Consider the following 24,362-nt stretch of genomic DNA (forward strand, 5'->3'; position numbering starts at 1 on the left):
GTTGCGCTTTGGCGCGACCGCCGTTACATCCCCATCTCAATCGAACGCGGTCATTCCGCGAGATCAGAGAACAACATGCGCGCCGAAATCGAACGGTTGGTAGAAGAGATCAAGCAGTCAGTCGGGCTGCTGAGGAGGCATCTTTGACGTCGAGAAATCGACGGCGCGCCTCGCTGAGCTGAACAAGCTCGCAGAAGATCCCAATCTCTGGAACGATCCCCAAAAGGCCCAGAAGCTGATGCAGGAGCGAACCTCGCTGGAGGATTCGCTGTCGGGCATCGGCAAGGTCGAGCAGGAGCTCGAGGACAATATCGGCATGATTGAGCTCGGCGAGGCCGAGGGCGATGAGGGCGTCGTCGCCGAGGCCGAGACCGCGCTGAAGAACCTCAAGAAGGAGGTTGCGCGGCGCGAACTCGAGGCGCTGCTGTCGGGCGAGGCCGATCGTTTCGATTCCTATCTCGAAGTCCATGCCGGCGCCGGCGGCACCGAGAGCCAGGACTGGGCACAGATGCTCTTGCGCATGTACACGCGCTGGGCCGACACCCACGGCTTCAAGGTCGAGGTCCTGGAAGAGTCCGAGGGCGAAGAGGCCGGCATCAAATCCGCGACGATCCAGGTTTCCGGCCACAACGCCTATGGCTGGCTGAAGACCGAAGCCGGCGTGCACCGGCTGGTGCGCATCTCGCCGTTCGACTCCAACGCCCGCCGGCACACCTCGTTTTCGAGCGTGCAGGTGTTCCCGGTCATTGACGACAGCATCAAGATCGACATCAAGGAATCCGACGTCCGCACCGACACCATGCGTTCGGGCGGCGCCGGCGGCCAGCACGTCAACAAGACCGAATCCGCGGTGCGCCTGACGCATATTCCGACCGGCGTCGCGGTGGTCTGCCAGGCCGGCCGCTCCCAGCACAAGAACCGGGCGCAGGCCTGGGACATGCTGCGCGCGCGCCTCTACGAGATCGAGCTGAAGAAGCGCGAGGAGAAGGCAGCCGCCGACCAGGCCGCCAAGACCGATATTGGCTGGGGCCACCAGATCCGCTCCTACGTGCTGCAGCCCTATCAGATGGTAAAGGACCTTCGCACGGGCGTGCAGACTTCCGATACATCGGGCGTGCTCGGCGGCGATCTCGACGAGTTCATGGCGGCAACGCTGGCGCAGCGCGCGTTCGGAACCACCACGGGCGACGTCGAGGACGTGGATTAGCCATGGCGCGCGTTGCCTTCATCGGGCTTGGACGGATGGGCCATGGCATGGCCGGCCGTTATCTCGATGCCGGCCACACCGTTGCGATCTGGAATCGCAGCAAGGCCAAGGCGGAGGATTTGATCGCGCGCGGCGCGCGTTGGGCGACCTCGCCGGAGGACGCCGCTGTTGATGCCGACGCGGTCGTCACTATGGTCGCCGATGATGAAGCTTCGCGCGCGGTCTGGCTCGGCCCCACGGGCGCTGCCAAGACCGCGAAGGCCGGTACGATCGCGATCGAGTGCTCCACCGTTTCCTACGATCACGCACGCGAACTCGGCCGCGAGCTGAACGCGCGCGGCCTGATGTACATCGACTGCCCCGTGACGGGATTGCCGGATGCCGCGGCGGCGGGAAAGCTGACGCTTCTGGTCGGCGCAGACGCCGCCGATCTCGAACGCGCGCGGCCTTTTCTCGAGCCGATCGGCTCGACCATCCGCCATTTTGGCGCGGTCGGCTCCGGCACGGTCTACAAGCTCATCAACAACCTCATGGGCGCGATCCAGATCGCGGGCCTTGCCGAAGGCCTTGCGATCGCCGAGCAGGCCGGGCTCGACATGAAGCTGGTGCTGGAAGCGATCCAGGGCGGCGTTGCCGCAAGCCCGCAGGTGCTGCGTCACTCCAAACGCATGGTCGCGCGCGACTTTGCCGGTGCGACTTTTACGGCCGCGCTGCGGCACAAGGATGCCGCCTACGCCGTGAAGCTCGCCGAGAGCTTGCTCGCCGGCAAGCCGCTGGTCGCCCGTGCCGCGGTGGAAGCCTATGCTCAGGCCAAGGCGGCGATGCCCGACGAAGACGAGGGTCGCATGATCGAGCTGGTGTCGCGGCCGAAATAGGGACGCTTGGCTCTCCCGGAAATCGGGTGGTCATTCCCCTGGCTTCGCGCTAGGCGGCGTGTCTGACGCCGGTGGCCAAAACGCCAAAACGCAATGCCTCACACTGACAACAGAATCGACGCGCGCGACTGGCTGTTGCTCGGCCTGCTCTCGGTGTTGTGGGGTGGTTCGTTCTTCTTCAACGGCGCAGCCTTACGGGAATTGCCGCCGCTGACGCTGGTGTTGCTGCGGGTGGCTCTGGGCGCGGCCTTCTTGTTGCCGCTGCTGCGACTCTATCGGATCAGCCTTCCCGGGGGTGTCGCAGGCTGGCGGCCGTATGTCGCCATGGCGTTTCTCAACAACGTGCTGCCGTTCTCGCTGATCGTGACGGGGCAATTGTTCATTTCGAGTGGGCTGGCGTCGATCCTCAACGCCACCACGCCGCTGTTCACGGTCGCCGTGATGGCGGCCGTGGGAGAGGAAGAGCTGATCGCGCGGCGGGTCGCCGGCGTCGTCGTGGGACTCTTTGGCGTGATCATTCTGCGGGGGACGGGCGCCGAGCTGCTGACGGGTCAGGGAATCGGGATCCTGCTCTGCCTCGCCGCGGCGCTCAGCTACGGTTTCTCGGCCCTGGTGGCGCGGCGCTGGCTCTCGACATCACCGCCACTTGCAACGGCGACATGTCAGTTGCTGGCATCGACAGTCATGATGACGGTTCTGGCCGTCGCAATCGATCAGCCGTGGCGCCTGCCGATGCCTGGTATCACAACCTGCCTCGCGGTGCTCGGCTCGGCAGGCCTCTCGACCGCGCTCGCCTACCTCGTCTTCTTTCAGGTGCTGCGGCGCTCAGGAGCAACCAACGTGACCCTGGTGACGCTGCTCATTCCCGTGACCGCGATCCTGCTCGGCTATCTCATCTTGGGTGAGCCGATCTCGGTGCGCGAGATCGTCGGTGCCTTGGTCATCGCCAGCGCGTTGCTCGTGATCGACGGGCGCGCGCTGACGTGGCTGCGACGATAGGTTAGCCGCGCGCCGCCTGCCATGCCGCAAGCCACCCCGTAAATCTCCCGCTGTCGCGTGCGCCGCCATGCCAGGCGGCGTAGACGCTGCCGTCGCCGGCGACCAGGATCACGGCATCGAGCCCCTTGGAGCGGCGCAGCGTGTCGACCGCCTGTTGCGGGGTCTGCGCGATGGGGCCGGCGACGTTGAACGACGTGTTGACCGACATCTCGACACCGATGCGGCGGCCGAGCGCCCTAAGATAGGCGTAGGTGAGGGGATCCTCGTCGGGGCCGACGATCTGGATGCGACCGGTGCCGTCGGCGTGAATGACGGCCGGTATTTTTTCGCGCGCGCCCGGCTTCGCGTGGGCCGTCAGCACCATGTAATTATAGGCGTTATAGCCGGCGTCGGAGGCACCGTCCTCCAGCACGAAGTACTGCTGTGCGGCCTCCAGCGTCGCCATCGGCGCGAGCGGCCGGATGGCCTCGCGATATTTGACGCGGGCATTGAGGTTTTCGCGGGCGCCGGCGTCGCAGGGGTTGGCAAAAATCGAGCGGTGGCCGAGCGCGCGGGGGCCGGTCTCGGCTGCACCCTGGTAGAGCGCGATGACCCCGGATTGCGCGACGATGGACGCCATGAGATCGGCGATAGCGTCGCGGTTCTCCGGTGTGGAGATGTCGCCGAGGCGTTGTGAGGCGACATCGTCGGCCGCGAGCGCCGTCTCGATGTCCGCCCGCACCGGCGGCAGGCCGCAATAGAAGGCGTGGCGCATCGGCGGACCGCGGCGTGCGCCCGCCATCTGCGCAAACAGCCAGGCCGCGCCGATGGTGACGCCGGGATCGCCGGGCACCGGCGGCACCCAGAGGTGCAGGCGCGCCTTCTGCCCCAGCGCCTTGGCGAACCAGCTCACGTCAAAATGCTCGAGCAGCCGCATATTGCCGACGGCATTGAGCGCGACACCGCCGGTCAGCACGACGCGGTTGGTGCCGGTCGTGCGCAACAGATGATCCACCACATGGATCATGGCGTCCTCGAATACGAGCTGGGTCGCGGCCGCCTTGTCGAGGCGGTCCTTAGTGTCGGAGCGGTGCTGGATATCCTCGACGCGCAAGACCGCGTCGGGATTCCAGAGCTGATCGGGGCGCAACGGCTCGCCCAAAATGTCGATCAGCGGCTGCTTGTAGGGATGGTCGAAGGGATCGCAGTACCAGTTCGCCATCGCGCGGTTGATCTGCACCTCGCCGTGGGGGCCGAAATGCAAGACCTGTTTCAGGCGTGCGTAGTAGGGATTGCTGGCGCGATCCATGTCGCCCCAGGCGGCCGCGCCCATGTAGCGTCCCTCGCTCGACAGCCAGGTCCAGCCGCCCTGCGTCGAGGAGATCACGCTGTAGAAGGCGCCCAGCGAGTCGAACATGCTGTTATTGCAATAGAGCCGCTTCATCTCGCCGCGCTCGACGACATAGAGCGAGATTGAGCCGAGGTCGCCGGTGCCGTCGAGCACGGCGATCGCGACCTTCTCGTCACCATCGGCGAAGGGCGAAGCGGCATAGGAGAACCAGGCATGGTTGTCGTGATGCGGCATCGTGATCAGTGGCACGCGTGCACCAAGCCCGAGCTGGCGCGCCAAAATTTTTGGCGTGCGCGTCATCTGGTCGAGGCGGCGGCCGTCGAACCCTGCGGCTTCCGTGTTGCGTGCCAAACGCAGGCTTTGCGGGGCTTCCTCGAGCAGCGAGCGGGCCAGCGTGCCTGATAGCGTCGGATAGTCCCATGAGGTGAGCCAGGCAAAGATGTCGCCGACGTCGCGGCCGATGCCGCGCAGCGCCGCCACCATCGCGTCGATCGACTGCGCCGGATACTCCGTCGTGTGCTTGTTGCCGGAGAAGCGCTCTTCCTCGTTGTTGAGGATCAGGCGCGGGCCCGTCGCCTGCGTGACCTCGACCAGCGCCACGCCGGAATTATGCGTGCCCGGTGCACCGAGGCCGGCGAGGTAGAGCGTCTCGCCGCGCGCGAGCTTTTCGCGCGCCAGCGCCAATCGTGCCTGTGCGAAGCTCGAGCCGATCTGGTGAAAACCCGCGCGCGCAAAGGCCTTGGTGGCGAGCCATTTCGCAAGGCGAAAACCGGCCGCGCCGAGCCCCGGATGTCGCGGTCCAATTCGTTTTGTCAGTTCCAATGCGAAAGTGCCCCGGCGTGTTCATCGGAGCATCAATCATACTTGGGCGCAGACAACAATGCCGAAGCGGGCGTGCGAACGCGACCTATTGCGCGGCCTGCATGCGCTCGACCGGGGCGGCGTATTGGCCGAGGAAGTCGCGCGCCTGGGTCTGGTAGCCGAAGCGTTCGGCCAGCTCGCCACGCCGGTCCCTGATCTTGCGGCGGCATTCCTCCTGCCGGGTCAGCACCCGCGTCACGGACGCGCAGATCGATTCCGTCGAGAACGGGTCAAAGTAGTCGGCGAGCTCGCCCGCGACCTCGCGGAACACGGGGATGTCGGAGCAGAGGACCGGCGTATTGGCCGCCAGGGCCTCGATGATGGGCACGCCAAAACCTTCGGCAAAACTCGGCATGATCAGGCCATGGGCCTCCGCGATCAGCGTTGCCTTCTCGTGCTCGTCGACATAGCCGGCGAAGCGGATGTTGGGCGGCACGTTCTTCATGCGATGGGCGAGGCCGGCATAGCCGATCACGACGAGGTCGGCCTGCGGCATGTTGCGGAAGGCGCGGATGGCGGCCGCAAGGTTCTTGCGCGGCTCGGCTGATACGATGATGACGAAGCTCGGTCGCCCCGGACGCCCTGCAGGGGCTGGCAGTTGCAGGACGTCCGGAGCGTCGAAGCGCGTACGTGGGTACACGACGCGCGTCGGCAGGTGAGCAAATTGCGGCAACAATTCCCTGAACCGCATCCTGCTGTAGTTCGAGACGAAGGCGAGCTCGTCGGCCTGGCGCAGGCTGGTCTTGAGCCGTGACAGGAACAGCCGCGTCGCGACATCGCTCAGCTTGAGGTCGGTGAGCGGCAACAGATCGTGGACGACGCAGATCACCTTGGCGCCGGGCTTGCGCTTGATCGCCACCCGTGTCGGGGTATCCACCAGAATGATGTCGTAGTCGCGGGCGTCGACCTGCGGCGGCGGCAGCATCAGCAGCGCCGAGGTGTCCTGATAGCTGTAGAAGCCGGACTCCAGGTGGAAGTCGCGGAACAGCTCGAGGTGCCGCAGGTCCGGCGGGATGTATTCCAGCGCTGCGGTCTTGTTTTCGAGCAGGTTGGCACGAAGGCCGAACAGGCCGAGCGCGCGCAGGAAGCAGGCGGCAAATTCGAATGACGTCGACATCGACAGCCGGTGCCTGACCCAGTCGATCGAGCGCCGCAGCGGGCTCTTCGCCATCGGCTCGTTCATGTCGACCTCGTCGAGAAAGCGATACAACGCCAAGAGCTCGATGTTGTGCGACTGTTCCGGAAACAGCCGGGTGCGCCGCTCGCGCCGGCGCATCTGCCGGTAGCGGCGCGTGGTCTCGACCAGCAGCGTCAGCTCATGGCCCTCGGCGGCGAGCGAACGGATCAATTCGCGCGTGAAGTGGAAGATGCCGCGCTTGTGGTTGGGTTCGCCAAGCGCTTCGGATACGACAAGAATGTTCTTCTTCATGCGCGTTTCTCGCGAAGCTCGAAGGGATGGGCCGCGGGCTGCTCGACCAGCGCGGTCGAGGCGATACGCCCGTGATCGAGGGTGATGATCCGGTTGCAGGTCCGCCGCAGCAGCGGCTGGTCGTGCGAGGCGATGATCACGATCGCGGCCTGCGAGACCATCTTGAGGAGGCGAGTCTCGGCCTTGGCCGAGAAATTCTCGTCGACCACGCTCAGCCACTCGTCGAGCAGCAGGATGTCGGCGGGAAAGGCCGTGGCGGTCGCGAACAGGACCCGCATCAGCATGCCCGAGGAGAACATGCGCAGCGGCAGGCGCTGCATGCGCTCCTCGAGCTCGGTGAAGGCCCAGATGTCGTCGATGATGGCGCGGGTCGGCTTGCGACCGCTGATGCGCAGGAGGAGTGCGATGTTGTCCTCGGCCACGAAGTCGAGATTGACGCCGGCATTCAGCCCGAGCAGGGGCATGACGCTGCCGGATATCTCGACATCGCCGCTCGAGGCCGGATAGACGCCGGCAATGAGCCGCAGCAGCGTCGATTTGCCGGACCCGTTGGGGCCGGCGAGGCCGATCCGCGCGCCGGCTGCCGCCTCGATCGAGACGTTGTCGACAGCGCGGATGGTCCGCATCTCGTCCTGCTCGCGGATGAGGCGGCCGAGCACGCGGCGCTTGAGCGAGAAGTCGTAGGCGCCGTAGAGAGGATAGTCGAGGCAGGCATTGCGCAGGCTGATCGAGGCCATGGGTCAGATCCAGAACGCCGCTTTGCGCAGATGCGTGAGCGTCAGGATGCTCGCGAGCGTCAGCAGGGCCAGCGCCGAAAGCACGTAGACGATGCTGACGGTGTCGATATGGCCGCCTGACAGCGGCTCGCGCCAGACCGCGAACAGATGCGTCAGCGGATTGAGCTGCATCACGGTCGAGCGGTGATTGATCATGTCCGACGACCAGATGACGGGCGAGGCGAGGAAGGCCAGCATCAGCGTGGATTCGATGATCGGCTTGAGGTCGCGAAACCGCGTCGCCAGGGCGCCGAGCACCAGGCTGAGCGCGAAGGTGCAGGCGACGAACAGCGCGAGCCCCGGCAGCGCCGCGACGGCGCCGCCCGTCTCGTGCCGGGTCAGCACCAGCCAGAGCAGCAGCGGAACGCAGGCATTGTGAAGCGCGAACAGCGCCTGGCGGAAGGTGCATTGCAGGAGGAAGATCACCGGCGGCAGCGCGCGATCGCGGATCAGGCTCCCGGAGTTTTGCAGCGCCGTGGTCGCGTCGAGCACGACGCTGTTGAGGAAGGTCCAGGCCGTCATCGACAGCGCCAGCATCGGCAGCCGCGACAGCACGCCGCCGTTGGACATCTGGCCGATCACCGAGCCCAGCACTGCGACCACGATCGCCATCTGCAGCGACATCCAGAACGGCCCGAGCAGAGAGCGCACGTAGCGATGGCGCATGTCGGACCAGGCCAGCGCGCCCGCGATCCTCACCGTGTCGATCCAGCCGGTGGTGGCCGCAGCGTCAGTCGCGCAGCTTGCGGCCCTGGCCGCCAGGGCCTGGCGATAGACCTGCTCGATGCCGTCCCTGAAACCTGCCGCCGAGTATTTCGTGGCCGCCCGGGTCCGGGCGGCAAGGCCCATGCGGCGGCGGCGCTCGGGATCCCTGATCAGCGTCTGGATGGCTTCGCCGAGTTTTTCGGCGTCGCCGGGCGGCACGGTGATGGCTTCAAGACCGTGGCGGGCGACGTGCGGCACGGCGGTGTCGAGCGCGGTGTTCACGATAGGACGGCCTGCCGCCATCGCCTCCAACTGGACGAGGCCAAACGTCTCGGCGTTGGTCACCGACGGCATCGCGAAGACGTCGGCGATGCACATCAGCTTGATACGCTCGCTATCGGGCACCGAGCCGAGCAGGCGGACGCGGTCGGTAACGCCGAGCTCCGCGATCAACTCCTCCAGCCGCTCGCGCTCGACGCCGTCGCCGACGATCCAGACCTCGAAGTCGTGGCCGGCGGCTGCGCGGATCAGGACGTCAAGGCCCTTGTAGGGAACCAGCCGCCCGCAGGCGAGCACGAGGCGTCCGCGGTCGTTTACGTGCTCGGGCGCGAGCCGCGGCCAATCGTATTTCGCAAGGTCGATGCCGAAGCCAACGACGTGGCACTTGTCGGAAAACTCCAGCAGCAGCGGCGAGCTATCGATCAGCACCTTGTCGGAGACGATGATCGCTTCCGCCCGCCGTAGCGTCCGGCGCATCAAGGGCTCGATGAACCAGCGCAGGCCGGCATGGGTGACGATGTCGGCATGCCAGTGCACGACCAGCGGCCCGCCGCGGCCAAATCCGAATGCGAAGACGAGGTCGGCGAGCGGGAAGGGGGCGTGCAGCGCGAGCAGATCGTGCTTCGGAATCTTTCGCCACAGCCGCCACGGAAAGGTCGGAGCCGCCGGCAACGAGAGGATGTTGCCGAACGAGCGGACGCGCTCGACCGGCACGTCGTTGACGACGATGTCGCGACGTTCCGCGGCCTTGGAGCAGACCAGCACCGCGGAGCTGAAGGCATCCTTCGCGCAGATGTCGCGGATGACAGTCAGGGTGCCGCCGAACAGGTCGGGGTAATAGACCTTGAAGATGTGAAGCACCGACGGGCGGCGCGTCGAATCGCTGACGGGACTCATGATTGCGTTCACCCCTCAGCCGGCCAGCAGCGCGGCGACGAACGGCGTTGCCAGCGCGAGGATGAAGATCACGCCGCGCAGCAGTGCCGGCAGCATCGGGAATGCGCCGCGCGCGCAGAACGCGCCGGCGGCATCGTGGAAACTGGAATTAGAGACCAGGCGGTCACGCATTGGGTCGAATCCCCTTCAAGTCGCGCCCTCAGTGCCGTCTCGTATATGTGGGAAAATTTACCACGTCAACGGAACAAAGCGAAAAAGTGGGATTGTGTCCCACGCGGGGCGTCGTTACAATTTCGCCATGAGCGCCAAGTCCGGGTCCAAATCGGCGAACAAATCGGCATCGTCAGAGCCGAACGCCGCAGCAAAGCTGCACGCGCCGCTGGCGCGGCTGCTGCGCCCGCTGGTGCGGCTTTGCATCCGGAGCGGCATGACATTTCCGGCGCTAACGCAGCTCCTGCGCGAGCTGTTCATCAATGTTGCTGAGCACGATTTTGCGCTCGAGGGCAAAGAGCAGACCGACAGCCGCGTCAGCCTGCTCACCGGCATCCATCGCAAGGAGGTGGCGCGGCTGCGCGGCGCCGGCGCGCCGGTGCATGAGACGCCCGCAGCACTGTCGCTGACGAGCGCGGTCATCGCACGCTGGCTGGCGGCGCCCGAATTCACCGACGCCAAGGGCGAGCCGCTGCCATTGCCGCGCACCGCCGAGGGCGAGGCGCCGTCGTTCGAGCAGCTCGTTGCCTCCGTGACCAAGGATGTGCGTCCGCGCGCCGTGCTCGACGAATGGCTGGATCGCGAGCTGGTCAGGATCAACGGCGACGACGAGATCGAGCTGGTCGAGGCCGCCTTCGTCCCGCGCGGCGAGGACGACAGCAAGTGGCACTACCTCGGCCGCAACCTGCACGACCACATCGCGGCAGCGGCGCAGAACGTCTCCGGCCCCACGCCGCGCTTCCTCGAGCGTGCGGTTCACTACAACGGCTTGTCGCCCAAACTGGCGCAACGGCTCGAGGCCCGCTCGCGCGAGCTCGCGATGGAGGCGCTGAAGACCGCCAACCGCGAAGCCAACCGCGCGCTCGCCAAGGACAAGGGCGGCGATGCCCGTTGGAATTTTGGCATCTACATCTACAGCGAGGGCGAGACATCCGAAGATGACGGTGAGGGCGGCAAGGAGGGCGGCAAGGCATGAGCAGGCCGCCGCTCATCTCGCGCCGTCTCCTGCTGACCGGCTTCTGGCTGGCCGGAACGGCCACGGCCTTGGCGCAGGTCAAACGCGGCTCCGACCAGGGCATCGGCGGCACCGGTATCACGCGCGGCAACGATCACGGCATCGGCGGCACCGGCATCGTCGGCATCATCCAGCGTTTCGGCAGCATCTATGTCAACGGCGAGCGCATCGCCTATGCGAGCGACGTTCCGGTGCTGATCGACGGCCAGCCGTCGAGCACCAAAGCGCTCCGGATCGGCCAGCTCGCGCGGGTGGTCGCGATTCGCCAGGCCGACGGCACGCTCGCTACCCGCAGCATTGGCATCGCGAGCGAGGTCGCAGGCCCCATCGAAGCGGTGAAGGGCGGCGAGATGACGGCGCTCGGCCAGCGCGTACTGTCGAGCGGCAAGGAAAGCTGGCGGCGCGCGGGCACGCATGTCGCCGTGTTCGGGCTGCGCCGCAGCGACGGCGCGATCGTCGCAAGCCATGTCGAGCCGCGCTCCGGCAGTACGGTGCGCGTCGCCGGTCTCGTCGAGCGTGGCACCAACGGCCTGCATATCGGCGGGCTCAGGCTCAGCGGCGCCGATCCCGCGCTGGTCGGCAAGCGTGCCCAGGTCGAAGGCAGCGTGCTGCAGGGGACCACGCTGCAGGTCTCGCGGGCGAGGGTGGACGACTTCTCAGATCTCGCCGGAGCGACCCGGATTTCCGTCGAAGCCTATGTGCAGCGCGTCGGCGCCAATCTCCAGTTTGGCTCCGGCATCGTCGCGCACGACGTGTCACGCTTTGCGCCTGCTGCGGGCGAGGCGCGCGTGGTGGTGAACGGCGTACTCGATCCGTCACGCGGCTTGCAGGTTGAGTCGGTGCAATCGGTGGATCGATTCCCGGGATCGTCGCTGCAAGGCCCGGGCTCCGGCCGATCGCCCGGTTCGTCGATCACCAATCCCGGTCCACGAGCAACGCCCGGAGGAAGCCCCGGGGGGCCGGCAGGCACCGTTCCCGGCGGAAGCCCGCCATCTGGCCCATCGGGACCCGCTCCCGGCGGCGGCTCGATGGAGCCGCCCGGCGGCGCCGGCGGTCCATTCGGGCCGGGTGGTGGGATGGGCGGACCAGGCGGTGGCGGATTTGGCGGAGGTAGCCCCGGCGGCGGAATGGGCGGAGGCGGCAGACGATAGGGGGAGGCTTGCGCGCTCGCCTCGCCGCGGCGGTTTGAACGGCCAGCTCAGCCCGCGCTCAGCCGCACGCCGGCGCGCAAAAATTTCTGCGGATCGACCGCGTCGCCGTCGATGCGGGTTTCGTAGTGCAGATGCGGGCCCGTGGAGCGGCCGGTCGAGCCGACGGCGCCGATCACCTGGCCGATCTTCACGATCTCGCCGACCTTGACGTGGATTTCGGAGAGGTGGCCGTAGCGCGTCGAGAGCCCGTTGCCGTGGTCGACCTCGACCATGCGGCCGTAACCGCCCGACCATCCCGACGAGACGACCTTGCCATAGGCGGTGACGCGAACGGGATCGCCGGTCGCGGCGCGGAAGTCGAGACCGGTGTGCATCGCGGGCCTTCCGAGGAAGGGATCGCTGCGCACGCCAAACCCCGAGGTGAACTCGACCTCGCCGATGACAGGCTTGCGATAAGGCACCAGCGCCAGCGTGCGGTTCAGGCGATCGAGCTCCGCGCGCGTGACGTTGATGCGATTGAGCTGCTTCTCGAACGGTCCGGCATTCGCCGGCAGCTTGACGGCAACGAACGGGCCGCCCATCGCGCTGCGCGGTACGGCGGCTTCGAGATCCGTCAGGTTGAGGCCGAGATCGCTGACCACGCCGCGCATGCGCCGGATCCTCGATTCCATACCGTCCTCGACCGCGCTGAGCGCCGCGATCTGGCGCCGCTCGACATTGTCGAGCGAAGTCGTCAGCCGCACCAGGACGTTGTCAAAACCCTGAGCCTTGGCGAACTGGTTCGGCTGCGGGCTTGCTACGGCCGGCGTGCGCGATTCCAGCCGCGCCTCGCGATCCGGCGGTGCCACGAAGATCACGGTGTCGCTGATCGGCGACGGTTTTGGCGTGCCCTGCGACGACGCCCCCGCATCCGGGCCGCGCTGCGGCGTCGCGCGGGGAATCGATCCCGTGACATCAGGCATGGCGCCCAGCGCCGTGGCACGGGACTCCAGCGCCGTCTGGCGCTTCATGATCTGGTCGAGCTTCTGGTCGAACTGCTCCTGATCGAGCAATTGCCGGCTGGTGGTGCGATCGACCTTGGCCCTGAGCTCGGCGATGCGGTCCTCATAGGCATATTGCATCTCGGCCTGACGGGCGATCAGCCGGGTCAGGACGTCGTCGCGAAAGGCGAAATAGGTGGCGGTTGCCGCCGACCACAGGCCGAGCAGAACGACCGTGCCGACCACGATCCAGAACACGACGGGGGCGAAGCGCACCTGTTTGCCGGCATGGACGATCGTGTAGCCGTCACTCTCGGCGGGCGCGGCAATCGCAGCCGCGGCGCTCACCGGGCGGCGGTTGAAAGGCCGGCCGTGGTCATGCGGGTGATGTTGGGGGTACTGCGAATACTGAGCAGAACTTTTCGACATCGGCACTCCCGCGCCGGTCGGAAAGGGCTCCGTACGGCCTAATTGCCGCAGCAATCTGGGCCGGTCATGGTTAATTTTCCGGAAACGGGAACACTCGAATTCGTCGGACTGGTTAAAGCTCTGTTGCGGCTGCTAACACCGCGTCCGCGTGGCCGTCGACCCGCACATGGCGCCAGATTTTTGCGACCTTGCCGTCGGCGCCGACCAGGATCGTAGTGCGAAGAATCCCTTGGAAGGTCTTGCCGTACATGGATTTTTCGCCCCAGGCACCATAGGCCTCCAGCATCTCATGCCGCTCGTCCGAGATCAGGGGGACACCGAGCTTGTGCTTGTCGCGAAACTTCTCCTGGGCCTTGGGCGGGTCGGCGGAGATGCCGAGCACAGCGGTACCGACTGCTGCGAACGCGTCCTTGAGCCGGGTGAAGTCGATAGCTTCCCGGGTGCAGCCCGGCGTGTCGGCCCGCGGATAGAAGAACAGCACCAGCTTCTTGCCGGCATAGTCGGTGAGCGTGGCCACGGCTCCGCCGTCGCGGGGCAGGCGGAAGGCGGGGGCCTTCTGGCCCTCGGATAGCACCGCTTTGGCGGCCGGCTTGGCCGCTGATGTCGTTTCGGAAGATTTTAACCGTTTCGATGCGGCGTTATGCGATGCTGATTTGGCTGTGGTCTTGCGTGATTTGCTGGTCGGCGCCCGCTGAGTTTTTGCGGACTTTGCTTTGGACTGGGCCGTCATTTTGGTTGTCGTTTTCCTGGTCGTTGCGCTGCCGGAGGCCGTCTTGGACGCTTTCTTACGCGATTTCTTGGACATACGCCTTCCTTTCGACGCTTTCGGCGGGTCAACCAGAACGCTATTGCAGCTTCCGTCCGGGGCGCCGGATTCGGGCCCTCGGCTGGGCAAGTCTGGCGACGCCGGAGTATGGTTACAAGGAATTCCACGCACCACCCCACTGCTCGTTGAACGCGCTCCCGGGGCGAAATGACGAACAGCAGGAACATTCACGGAATGGCTGCGGTGCCGGTGCAGGGGCGCTCGATCCCTGTCGACGGCTGTGGCCCTGGTGGCGGTCAATCGTACGATGGGCGCCTGTATCGAGAGGCAATGGCTAGGAATACGTCGCCCCAAGGACCCGGCAAGGGTTCGGAGCATGACCGGGACTACGATCGGCGCACCGCGCATCAGGCTCCTCCGGAGTGGGATGAGCCCGATTGGGATCCGGATCAGGAGGAGGCGGCGGGCCGTCGGGCGCGCCGGTTGCTGTCCCGTTCCAATTCGGGCGTTCATCGCATAGGCGACGGCTTTGGCACCCTGCGGCGTTGGCTGGTGGCCGATCGGTGGGTCAAGCGTCTCGCCATCGGCGTTGCCATGGTCGTCCTCATCTTCGTCGGCTGCTTCGGCGCGCTGTGGTGGCGGCTCGGTGCAGGTCCCATCAATCTCGACATCGCGACACCGTGGCTCGCCGAGGCGATCGAGGAGAACATCGGCCACGGCAACACCGTCGAGGTCGGCGGCACCCAGATCGAACGCGCCGGCCGCATCCGCATCGCCGTGCGCATCCGCGACATCATCGTGCGCGACCGCGACCGCGCCATCGTGGCGGTTGCGCCGAAAGCCGAGGTGAAGCTGTCCGGCACCGCGCTACTGATGGGGCGGCTGCGCGCCGAAAGCCTCAATCTCGTCGATGCCGAGCTGGCCATCCGCATCCTGCCTGATGGGACTGTCACCGTCTCCGCCGGCGATAGCGCAAAACCGCTCGCAACCGGCGTTGCCTCGAAGAAGGAAGCTGGCCTGCCGCCAACGTTCCCGCGTCCTGGATCTGCGCCGCCTCCGACTGCGCCCAATGTCGCGACCGGACCGGGCACGCCGGCAGCGCCACCGGCGGCCACCGCGCAGAGCGGGCTGCTGGCGAGCCTCGACTGGCTCGACAGTCTGAGCATGACCGGCCTCGACGGCCAGAACCTCAATGAGATCGGCCTGAAGAACGGCAATCTGATCGTCGACGATCAGCAGCGCGGCGGCAAATGGTCGTTCGAGAACATCAGCCTCAGCCTGCGCCGTCCCAGCAATGGCGGCGTGACCCTGAGCCTCGGCGAAGAGGGCGCCAAGCCATGGTCGCTGCGCGTCACGGTCGGGCCTGCCGCGAACGGCGTGCGCTCGGTCGACATCCGCGCCGACAAGGTTTCCACGGCCAACATCCTCCTGGCGCTGCGTCCAAAAGACCTGACCTACAATGCCGACCTGCCGCTCACCGGCGAGCTCAAGGGCGAGCTCGGGCGCGACGGCCTGCCGACCTATTTCCGCGGCAAGATCGTCGCCGGCGCCGGCAACATCATCGACACCGACACGCCCGACTATCCGATGGGGATCGACTCGGCCGAGATCAACGTCGAGTGGGACGCGGGGCGGCGAGTGCTGGTCGCACCGTTCAAGGTCATCGCGGGTGCCAATCGCGTCACGCTCTTGGCGCATCTCGAGCCGCCCAATGGCAACACCACGGATTGGCAGCTCGGCTTCAGCGGCGGTTCGATCCTGCTCGCCGGCATCGACAACGAGCCGCCGCTGGTCTTCAACCGCATCGCGATCGGCTTCCGCTTCGACACCGACCACAAGCGCGTGCTGCTGACGCAGGCCAATATCAGCAATGGCGAGATCGGCGTCGCCGGCACCGCCGCGGTCGATTATGCCAACGAGCCGCAATTGACGCTGGGCTTTGCGGGCACGGCGATGTCGGCATCCGCCATGAAGCGGATATGGCCGACGCTTGTCGTGCCCGAGCTTCGTGAGTGGGTGATCGAGCGGATCGAGCGCGGCTCGCTCCAGCGCATCGAGGTTGCCGTCAATTCGCCGGTGCGCAATCTCTCCCGCAAGGGGCCGCCGATCCCCGACGACGGGCTCTCGGTCAACATCGTCGCGAACGGCGTTGCCGTGCACCCCGTCGACGGCATGCCGTCGGTGCACGATGCCGATCTCAGGGCGCGCGTCACGGGCCGCACCGCGACCGTGAACATCGGGCAGGGCATTGCCGACACGCCCGCGGGCCGCAAGATCACGATCTCCGACTTCACCTTCGAGGTGCCGGATATGGCGCCAAAACCGTCGCCGTCGCGCAGCAGGTTCCGCGTCGAGGGACCGGTGCCGGCGGCCGCGGAAATTCTCGCCAACGACCGGCTGAGCGATCTGTCCGCAACCTTCGTCGATCCCAACACCAGCAAGGGAACGTTCAATGCGAACATCTCGCTTGCCTTGCCGGTCAAGGGCGAGCTGACCAAGGCCGACACCGTCTACGCCGTCACCGCCGACCTCAATGGCTTCGCCGCCGACAAGCTGGTGATGAACCAGAAGCTCGAGGCCAACACGCTCAAGATTGTCGCCAACAACCAGGGCTATCAGGTCAAGGGCGACGTCAAGATCAACGGGCAGGCGGCCTCGCTGGACTACCGCAAGCTGGCCGAGGGCGAGGCCGACGTCAAATTGCAGACCACGCTCGACGATGCCAGCCGCGCGCGCCTCGGCTTCGATTTGAGCCCGGCCGTCGCCGGCAATCTGCCGGTCAAGATCTCCGGCAAGATCGGCTCCAGCGCCGACCAGACCACGCGGCTTGGCGTCGAGGCCGACCTGACGTCGGTAAGGCTCGACAACATCCTGCCGGGCTGGGTCAAGCTGCCGGGCAAGTCGGCTAAGGCCAGCTTCAAGGTGGTGCCGACGGCACAGTCGACGCGGCTCGAGGACATCGTCGTCGACGGCGCCGGCGTCTCGATCCGCGGCTCTCTCGAGGTCGACCAGAACGGCGACCTCGTGAACGCGAACTTCCCGGTCTATTCGCCGTCCGACGGCGACAAGGCCTCGCTGCGCGTCGAGCGCGGGGCGGACGGCGTGGTCAAGGGCACGATGCGCGGCGAGGTGTTCGACGGCCGCGGCTTCCTGAAGTCGGCGATCTCAGGCACGACCAAGGACGACGGCAAGAGCAAGCTCAAGAACGTCGACTTCGACATCGACGTCAAGCTCGGCACGGTGGCCGGCTCCAACGGCGAGACGATGCGCAGCGTCGACGCAAAGATGTCGCGCCGCAACGGCGCCATCAAGGCGTTCACGCTGAGCGGCAAGGTCGGCAGCAATACGCCTGTCACGGCCGACTTGCGCGGTGGGCGCGCGCAGGGCAGCCGCGAGGTGATCTATCTCCAGACCAACGACGCCGGCGCTTTGCTGCGCTTCACCGACACCACCAACAAGGTTTACGGCGGCCAGATGGTGGTGGCGATGGAGCCGCCGTCGTCGGAGCCGACGGCCAGGGAAGGCCTGATCAATGTGCGCGATTTCTCTGTGAGGGGAATGGATCAGCTCGATCGCGTTGCGGCGGGTGGCCCCAACGGTGCGCAGAACGGCGTGGCATTCTCGGCATTGCGCGCGGAGTTCACCCGGCAGAACGGCGCGCTCACGATCCGCGACGGCGTCGTCAAGGGGCCGATGATCGGCGCCACCATCGAAGGCTCGATCGACTATCCCGGCAACCAGGTGTGTATGAGCGGCACCTTCGTGCCGATGTACGGCGTGAACAACATCTTTGGCCAGATTCCGTTGTTCGGTATCTTCCTCGGCGGCGGCAACAATGAGGGACTGATCGGTGTGACCTACGAGGTCGTGGGCACGCCCGCTGCGCCGGTGATGCGCGTCAATCCGATCTCGGCCATGGCGCCGGGCCTGTTCCGCAAGATATTCGAGTTCAATACCGGCAAGCAGAACTCGCCGATCGAGGAGCTGCCGACGCAGCAATCGGGCGACAACCCACCGCGGGCTCTCTCCAACGGCTGCAATCTCGCGCGGCGATAGCCCGGATCTTGCTGCCCATCCCGAATGGACGTGCGGGCACTCCACGGCGCGCGCGAACTCGAGCCAGGCGACGGCTTGCTTCGGCTCACAGACCAGAGATGATCGGTCTCAGGCACTGTGGGCTATCGAGCCGGGCCTGAACGGGCGTGCAATGAACCGACTAGTTCACCGCATCATCATGGCCGTGCTGCTGGTCGCAGCACTGGCCATCATCTGGAACGTGCTGGGGACAAAATAAGACGGCGCCAGCACATTGCGCTGGCGCCGTCTCAGTTCGCTTGAGCGGATCAGTTAGCGCCGTGCGAGCGCGCCGCTCGGCTCGTCGCCTTCCTTGCGGACCAGCGCATCGACGCTGATCGGGCCGCCGCCGGCTGCCGAGAGATAAAGGCAGGCGAAGCAGAACAGGATTGCCGCGGTGCCGCCGTTGAGCAGCGGCAAGAACACCGGCGCGCCGCTCTTGAACATGTGGCCCATGAAATAGGCGAAAGCCATTTCACCTGACAGCACGAAGGCCGAGATCCGCGTGAACAAGCCGATCATCAGGGCAGCACCCAACACGAGCTCGAGCGCGCCCGCCGTCCAGATCAGCGGCGGAATGTCGGCGAAGTAGGGGACCGCCGGAAACTTGAAGATCTTCGCGATGCCGTACTGGAGCAGCAACAGGCCCGTGATGAAGCGAAACAGGCTCAACAGAGCCGGCTGAAAGCGAGAGAGATTGATCATGATAAGCGCCCTTCCATCCAATTCCCGCTGCGACTTGAATCGCATTCGGTTTCACCCCGCAAGTCGCACGTGATCATTTCGCGCTGACTTTTTCGTCATGTAGGGCAAAACACCGCAGTTTCGGCTTTAAGCCTCACGAGCCGCTGATTTCGTCTCCGTATTTTTCCGGGTTACGGCCAGGGTTGCAGGTAACCTCCAGTACACCTAGCGTCGCAGCGCCGGCACGACGAGGAACGGGATCATGCCAAGCACGACGCTCGCAAGTGCGAAGGCAAGCAGCAGATTGTAGCCGCCCGTCGCGTCATGGATCAGGCCGCCGGCCCACGAGCCGAAGGCCGAACCCAAACCGCTGCCGATCGAAATGGTTCCGTAGATCGTGCCGATCCGCTTACCCCTGAAGATCTTCATCGCGGTTGCGGAAATCAGAGGCCCCCGCGAGCCCATCATGCTGCCGAAGCAGACGACGAAGCCGGTGAGCAGAATGGTACTCGGAGCATATTGCAGCAGCCACAGCAGGAAGATGCCGAGGATCGAGATCGCGTAGCTGAGCAGCACCGACGGCCTGCGTCCGATCAGGCCGTCGAGCGCGGACACCCCCAACATGCCGAACACCAGCACCACGCCGGAAAAGCCCCAGGCGGTCGCGGCCTGCAACGGCGGGAAGCCGGCATCGATCAGATAGGCGACGATCTGGGCGGCGATCGCATACATGCCGACGGCGGTGAAGAAGAAGGTCGAGAACAGCGCCCAGAATGCGTGATGGCGCGTCGCGCGGGACAGCGTCCAGCCGTCGTCGACGACATCGGAAGCGATCTTCTTCACGACATGCGGCGAGCCCGACGCAAACATCCGCCACGGCAGCAGCAGCAGCGGGACCAGGAGCGCGAATGTCGCGAAGCCAAAGATCTGGTAGGTGCTGCGCCAGCCGACATGGTCGATCAGGATCTGCGAGACCGGCAACAGCGCGAGCACGCCGCCCCCCATCGCCGAATAGACCACCGACATCGCGGTCGGCAGGCGTGGGCCGAACCAGCGGCCGAGCAGGATCGAGTTCGGCACGATGCCGATGAAGGCGACGCCGATGCCGACGCAAAGGCCGATCGAGAGCTGGAGTTGCCAGAGATGCTGTGCGTGCGCCGCGATCAGGAAGGCGGCGCCGAGCAAGAGCAGCCCGAGCGCGTAGACTGAGCGCGGTCCGGAATGATCGAACAGGCGTCCGACGAACGGCGCGGTGAGGCCGCTTGCGAGCCAGGTCAGCGAATAGACCGAGACGATCTGCGCGCGATCCCAGCCAAAACTTTCCGAGATCGGCTTCAGGAATACGGTAAAGCTGTCGCCGAGCCCGCGGCCGAGCACCGACAGCGTGAAGCACAGCGCGAGCACGATGAGGGCCACGCGCACCGGCTCGCGCGCCTTTGCTTCCTTGACGGTTTCCTTGACGGTTTCCTTGGGCGTGTTCTGGTCCATTGCCCGTCAGGGAGCGCGCTTCCGCGAGCCCTGGCAAGCAGTGAAAAGCGAATACGCCTATGCAGGCTTGACGAGGACGTGCCGCTTCTTGCCGAGCGAGAGCTTGATCACGCCCTCCGGCGTGAGCAGGGCCGGCGTCAGCACCATCTTCTCGTCGGTGACGGACGCGTCGTTCACGCGCAGGCCGCCGCCCTTGATCTGGCGCCGCGCCTCGCCGTTCGAGGCGACGAGCCCCGCCTTGACGAAGGCGTTGAGCACGCCGACGCCGGCGTCGAGTTCGCTACGCGGAATTTCGATCGTCGGCAGGCTCTCGGCCAGCGCGCCTTCCTCAAAGGTCCGCCGCGCGGTTTCGGCCGCCTCGTTCGCGGCATCGCGGCCGTGCAGCAGCGCGGTCGCTTCGGTTGCCAGCACCTTCTTGGCCTCGTTGATTTCCGAACCCGCGAGCGCGTCGAGTTTCGCGATCTCGCCCATCGGCAGCGTCGTGAACAGCTTCAGGAACTTGCCGACGTCGGCATCCTCGGTGTTGCGCCAGTACTGCCAGAAGTCGTAGGGCGAGAACTGGTCGGCGTTCAGCCACACCGCGCCCTGCGCGGTCTTGCCCATCTTGGCACCCGAGGCTGTCGTAAGCAGCGGCGTGGTCAGCGCAAACAGCTGCGGCGTTCCCATGCGGCGGCCGAGATCGACGCCCATGATGATGTTGCCCCACTGGTCGGAGCCGCCCATCTGCAGCCGGCAGCCGACGCGGCGCGACAGTTCGACATAGTCGTAGGCCTGGCAGATCATGTAGTTGAATTCGATGAAGCTCATCTCCTGCTCGCGCTCGAGGCGCAGCCGCACGGAGTCCATCGTCAGCATGCGGTTGACCGAAAAATGCTTGCCGATGTCGCGCAGCATTTCGATCCAGTTGAGCTTGGTCAGCCACTCCGCATTGTCGAGCATGACGGCGTCGGAATGCCCGTCGCCGTAGCGCAGCACCTTGGAGAACACGCCGCGGATCGAGGCCTTGTTGGCTTCGATCTCGGCGACGGTGCGGATCGCGCGTGTCTCGTCCTTGCCGGAGGGGTCGCCGACCATCGTCGTGCCGCCGCCCATCAGCGTGATCGGCTTGTTGCCGGACTGCTGCAGCCAGTGCAGCATCATCATGGTCAGGTAGTTGCCGATATGCAGCGAGGGAGCGGTACAGTCGTAGCCGACATAGGCCGTCGCCTGACCCTGGGCGGCGAGCGCGTCCAGGCCCTCAAAATCGGAACATTGGTGGATGAATCCCCGTTCCCTCAAAATATTGAGGAAATCAGATTTAAATGCACTCATCTGTCGGCTTGCCTGATCATTCTTATTTTACGGTAATTGCGGCAAGTTGCGGAACCCATGCGGATCGGGCTGCCGCCGCGAGGCGCGCTGTGGCATTATAAGATGTGCTTGTTTGATACAAGCCAGGCGTCGGGGTAGGGAGACGTCGAGGCTTACCGGGATGATGTTGACTGCGCTCGGTCTGATGAGCGGGACCTCGCTTGACGGGGTCGACGTTGCACTGATCGAAACCGATGGAAAGCAGGTGAAGGCGTTCGGGCCGTCCGGCTACCGGCCGTACACCCATGCCGAACGCAATCTGCTGCGCCAGGCCCTGACCGAAGCCGTTCATTTGCCGCAGCGCGACGCCCGGCCGGGCATTTTGGCCGAGGCGGAGCGGGCCGTGACGCTCGCCCATGCCGAGGCGGTGGCCGCCTTCACCGCGCAGAACCGCATGGTCCCGGAGGAGATCGACATCGTCGGCTTCCACGGCCAGACCGTGCTGCACCGCCCCGAGCGGCGCATGACGGTGCAGATCGGCGATGCGCCGGCGCTCGCCAAACTGATCCATATTCCCGTGATGCATGATTTCCGCGCCGCCGACGTCGAGGCCGGCGGGCAGGGAGCACCCTTCGTGCCGGTCTATCATCGCGCGCTGGCGCAATCGCTGGACCGCGAAGGCCCGATCGTGGTCGTCAATATCGGCGGCGTCTCGAACATCACCTATATCGACGGCAATGACGCGCTGATCGCCTGCGATACCGGGCCCGGCAATGCGCTGCTCGACGACTTCATGTTTCGCACCATGAACCAGGCTTTTGACAGCGAGGGCAAGTTTGCAGCGCTGGGCAAGGTCAATGAGGCCTGGGTCGCCCGCGCGCTGCAATTGCCGTTCTTCGCGCTGCCGCCGCCAAAGTCGCTCGACCGCAACGACTTTGCCGCGCTCAAGCTCGGCGATGTCGCGCCCGCCGATGGCGCCGCAACCCTGACCGCCTTCACCGCCGCCGCGATCGCCCGCGTCATCCCGCTGCTGCCAAAACGGCCTCGGAGCTGGATCGTCTGCGGCGGCGGCGCCCGCAACCTGACCATGCTGCGGATGCTGCGTGAGCGGGTGTCGCCGGCCTCGGTCCAGGCGGCGGATACGCTGGGGTGGTCGTCCGATGCTATTGAGGCCCAGGCCTTCGGCTTCCTGGCCGCTCGCGGCCTGAAGGGGCTGCCGCTGTCCTATCCTGCGACCACGGGGGTGCCGATGCCGATGACCGGCGGGGTGATTGCGCGCCCCTGATCACGGTTGGTTGATGCAGATGCATTGATCTTGACTTGTTCATGCAAATGCATCTATGTTGATGCGGTTGCATCTAACCGTCGGGATCCAGCCATGGCCGCTTCGCTCAAACTGATCAGTCACAAGCTTTGCCCCTATGTGCAGCGCGCGGTGATCGCGCTGGCCGAGAAGGGCGTGGCGTTCGAGCGGATCGACATCGATCTCGCCAACAAGCCGGACTGGTTCTTGAAGATTTCGCCGCTCGGCAAGGTGCCGGTGCTTGTCGTGACGACGGAGCAGGGCGAGGTCGCGCTGTTCGAGAGCAACGTGATCTGCGAGTACATCGAGGAGACGCAAGGCGGCGTGAAGCTGCATCCCGCTGATGCGCTGAAGCGCGCCGAGCACCGCGCCTGGATGGAGTTCGGCTCCGCGATCCTCGCCGACCTCTGGGGCCTGGAAACCACGACCGATGCCGCGACCTTCGAGAGCAAGCGGCAGGCTCTCGTCGCCAAGTTCACGCGTGTCGAGGCCGCCCTCGGTGGGGGCCCGTTCTTCGCCGGTCAAGGCTTCAGCCTGGTTGACGCCGTCTTCGCGCCGATCTTTCGCTATTTTGACGTATTCGATGAAGTCACTGAGCTCGGCATTTTCAGAGATCTGCCGAAGGTGCGGGCATGGCGGGCCGAGCTTGCGAAGCGCCCGAGCGTGAAGACGGCTGTCGGGGCCGACTATCCGCAATTGCTGCGCGCGTTCCTCGTGCGCCACGACGCGCATCTGCTCAAGCTCGCGGCTTGAGCGCACGGAAAGCTAGGTGCACCCGTCGGCGAGCAGCAGTCGGCTCGTGGTCGTGGCGTGGCGCAGCTTGAACAGGTCCTGGATTTCAGGGTCGTCCAGGAACGCTTGCGCCTTCGTGCGCTCCGGAAACTCGATGATGACGAGGCGCTCGGGTGTCCAGTCGCCCTCGATCGTCGTCGGCTGAACCCCTCGCACGATGTAGTGGCCGGAATGCTTGGCGATGAATGCCGGGATTTGGTCGATGTAGGTCTTGAAGCGCGAGAAGTCGTGCACCGACAGGTCGAGGACCAGATACGCCCTCATTTGCCGCCTTCCGCTACAGCTCCGCCGCCATCTTTGCGAGCGTCGCGATCGTGTTCATGTTGCGCGCGGTGCCGGCCTTGGCAGCGGGGATGACGAGTTTTGACGTCCCCATGCCGTCGCCATAGTGGACATAGATCTCGCGCCGGCCGAGACGCACCTCCTCGTCCTTCTGGCCGCGCAAACCTGCGAGCGTGTCCGCCGGCGGCGCCTTGTCGAGGAAGATCGCCACCGTGCGGTTGGGTGCGGCTTTCGGAAACGGATTGTCCGCCAGCACCTTCGCCATCTCGGCGGCGCTGCGCACGAGCACGCCGACCGGCGCGCCGGCATAGGCGTGCAGGCGCTTTTCCAGCGCGGTCTTGATGGCGGCTTCAGATTTGCGGCTGGTGAAGACGACGTTGCCGCTGGCGATGTAGGTGCGCACGGCGGCAAAACCGAGCTCTTCGCAAAACGCCTTGAGCTCGGTCATCGGCAGCTTGCCGGTGCCTCCGACATTGACGGCCCGTAGCAATGCCACGAACGCGCCCATCAGAGCATGATCCGGAAAAGTGTGAAGCGGTT

Annotated in this window: 20 protein-coding genes; 8 read left to right on the plus strand and 12 right to left on the minus strand. The window is 65.7% G+C overall.

Going from position 1 to position 24,362, the window contains the following annotated elements; genetic code table 11:
* Positions 1 to 75: 75 nt before the first annotated feature.
* The 3 genes from prfB (at position 76) to JQ632_RS15920 (ending at position 3,081) form a co-directional block, all read left to right on the plus strand.
* A protein-coding gene (gene prfB / locus JQ632_RS15910; protein ID WP_212403523.1) for a peptide chain release factor 2 occupies positions 76 to 1,207 on the plus strand; the annotation gives its coding sequence in 2 pieces (ribosomal slippage) (positions 76 to 144 and positions 146 to 1,207; 1,131 coding nt in all).
* A 2-nt stretch (positions 1,208 to 1,209) separates the two neighbouring features.
* Entirely contained in the window at positions 1,210 to 2,082 is an 873-nt protein-coding gene (locus JQ632_RS15915) for an NAD(P)-dependent oxidoreductase (protein ID WP_212403524.1), read from the plus strand.
* 93 nt (positions 2,083 to 2,175) lie between these two features.
* Positions 2,176 to 3,081 (plus strand): DMT family transporter, encoded by a 906-nt coding sequence (locus tag JQ632_RS15920; RefSeq protein WP_212403525.1) that lies wholly within the window; start codon positions 2,176 to 2,178, stop codon positions 3,079 to 3,081.
* A 1-nt stretch (position 3,082) separates the two neighbouring features.
* Here the strand turns inward: JQ632_RS15920 and JQ632_RS15925 are convergent, their stop codons facing one another.
* The 5 genes from JQ632_RS15925 to JQ632_RS15945 all read right to left on the minus strand — a co-directional run bounded on the left by JQ632_RS15925 (position 3,083) and on the right by JQ632_RS15945 (position 9,529).
* Positions 3,083 to 5,233, minus strand: coding sequence for a carbamoyltransferase C-terminal domain-containing protein (locus JQ632_RS15925; protein ID WP_212403526.1), 2,151 nt, complete (start codon positions 5,231 to 5,233; stop codon positions 3,083 to 3,085).
* Between the two features lie 85 nt (positions 5,234 to 5,318).
* Entirely contained in the window at positions 5,319 to 6,701 is a 1,383-nt protein-coding gene (locus tag JQ632_RS15930) for a glycosyltransferase family 1 protein (protein WP_212403527.1), read from the minus strand.
* Entirely contained in the window at positions 6,698 to 7,438 is a 741-nt protein-coding gene (locus tag JQ632_RS15935) for an ABC transporter ATP-binding protein (protein WP_212403528.1), read from the minus strand. Before JQ632_RS15935 ends, JQ632_RS15930 begins: the two co-directional genes overlap by 4 nt.
* Before the next feature lie 3 nt (positions 7,439 to 7,441).
* The gene (locus JQ632_RS15940) at positions 7,442 to 9,358 is read right to left on the minus strand and encodes a glycosyltransferase (protein WP_212403529.1); all 1,917 of its coding nucleotides are present in this window, start codon (positions 9,356 to 9,358) and stop codon (positions 7,442 to 7,444) included.
* Positions 9,359 to 9,373: 15 nt separating this feature from the next.
* The gene (locus tag JQ632_RS15945) at positions 9,374 to 9,529 is read right to left on the minus strand and encodes a hypothetical protein (RefSeq protein WP_212403530.1); all 156 of its coding nucleotides are present in this window, start codon (positions 9,527 to 9,529) and stop codon (positions 9,374 to 9,376) included.
* Positions 9,530 to 9,656: 127 nt separating this feature from the next.
* Between JQ632_RS15945 and JQ632_RS15950 the strand changes: the two genes are divergently transcribed.
* Positions 9,657 to 10,544: a DUF6502 family protein gene (locus JQ632_RS15950; RefSeq protein WP_212403531.1), complete on the plus strand. Its 888-nt coding sequence runs from the start codon at positions 9,657 to 9,659 to the stop codon at positions 10,542 to 10,544.
* Entirely contained in the window at positions 10,541 to 11,734 is a 1,194-nt protein-coding gene (locus JQ632_RS15955) for a DUF5666 domain-containing protein (RefSeq protein ID WP_212403532.1), read from the plus strand. The genes JQ632_RS15950 and JQ632_RS15955 overlap by 4 nt, the downstream gene beginning before the upstream one ends.
* 47 nt (positions 11,735 to 11,781) lie before the next feature.
* Here the strand turns inward: JQ632_RS15955 and JQ632_RS15960 are convergent, their stop codons facing one another.
* Together JQ632_RS15960 and JQ632_RS15965 are read right to left on the minus strand one after the other, a co-directional pair.
* On the minus strand, positions 11,782 to 13,143 hold the full coding sequence (locus tag JQ632_RS15960; protein ID WP_212403533.1) for a M23 family metallopeptidase: 1,362 nt from the start codon (positions 13,141 to 13,143) through the stop codon (positions 11,782 to 11,784).
* 112 nt (positions 13,144 to 13,255) lie between these two features.
* Positions 13,256 to 13,948 (minus strand): peroxiredoxin, encoded by a 693-nt coding sequence (locus JQ632_RS15965; RefSeq protein ID WP_212403622.1) that lies wholly within the window; start codon positions 13,946 to 13,948, stop codon positions 13,256 to 13,258.
* A 195-nt stretch (positions 13,949 to 14,143) separates the two neighbouring features.
* Here JQ632_RS15965 and JQ632_RS15970 point away from each other — a divergent pair, with 195 nt between their 5' ends.
* Positions 14,144 to 17,965, plus strand: a complete 3,822-nt coding sequence (locus JQ632_RS15970; protein WP_212403534.1) for a DUF3971 domain-containing protein — start codon at positions 14,144 to 14,146, stop codon at positions 17,963 to 17,965.
* 291 nt (positions 17,966 to 18,256) lie between these two features.
* Here the strand turns inward: JQ632_RS15970 and JQ632_RS15975 are convergent, their stop codons facing one another.
* The 3 genes from JQ632_RS15975 to tyrS all read right to left on the minus strand — a co-directional run bounded on the left by JQ632_RS15975 (position 18,257) and on the right by tyrS (position 21,466).
* Positions 18,257 to 18,688, minus strand: a complete 432-nt coding sequence (locus tag JQ632_RS15975; protein WP_212403535.1) for a DoxX family protein — start codon at positions 18,686 to 18,688, stop codon at positions 18,257 to 18,259.
* A 204-nt stretch (positions 18,689 to 18,892) separates the two neighbouring features.
* Positions 18,893 to 20,155, minus strand: a complete 1,263-nt coding sequence (locus JQ632_RS15980; RefSeq protein ID WP_212403536.1) for an MFS transporter — start codon at positions 20,153 to 20,155, stop codon at positions 18,893 to 18,895.
* Between the two features lie 57 nt (positions 20,156 to 20,212).
* The gene (gene tyrS, locus JQ632_RS15985) at positions 20,213 to 21,466 is read right to left on the minus strand and encodes a tyrosine--tRNA ligase (RefSeq protein WP_212403537.1); all 1,254 of its coding nucleotides are present in this window, start codon (positions 21,464 to 21,466) and stop codon (positions 20,213 to 20,215) included.
* 160 nt (positions 21,467 to 21,626) lie between these two features.
* Between tyrS and JQ632_RS15990 the strand changes: the two genes are divergently transcribed.
* Positions 21,627 to 22,730: an anhydro-N-acetylmuramic acid kinase gene (locus JQ632_RS15990; RefSeq protein WP_212403538.1), complete on the plus strand. Its 1,104-nt coding sequence runs from the start codon at positions 21,627 to 21,629 to the stop codon at positions 22,728 to 22,730.
* Positions 22,731 to 22,823: 93 nt separating this feature from the next.
* A complete protein-coding gene (locus JQ632_RS15995) occupies positions 22,824 to 23,501 on the plus strand; it encodes a glutathione S-transferase family protein (protein ID WP_212403539.1) in 678 nt (225 codons plus the stop codon).
* 12 nt (positions 23,502 to 23,513) lie between these two features.
* Here JQ632_RS15995 and JQ632_RS16000 read toward each other — a convergent pair whose 3' ends face one another.
* Both JQ632_RS16000 and JQ632_RS16005 read right to left on the minus strand, forming a co-directional pair.
* Entirely contained in the window at positions 23,514 to 23,804 is a 291-nt protein-coding gene (locus JQ632_RS16000) for a DUF1330 domain-containing protein (RefSeq protein WP_212403540.1), read from the minus strand.
* A gap of 13 nt (positions 23,805 to 23,817) precedes the next feature.
* Positions 23,818 to 24,330 carry a DUF1697 domain-containing protein gene (locus JQ632_RS16005; RefSeq protein WP_212403541.1) on the minus strand — a complete coding sequence of 171 codons (513 nt, stop codon included), beginning with the start codon at positions 24,328 to 24,330 and terminating at the stop codon, positions 23,818 to 23,820.
* Positions 24,331 to 24,362 lie beyond the last annotated feature (32 nt).

The organism is Bradyrhizobium liaoningense (assembly GCF_018130955.1).
GTDB lineage: Bacteria > Pseudomonadota > Alphaproteobacteria > Rhizobiales > Xanthobacteraceae > Bradyrhizobium > Bradyrhizobium liaoningense_C.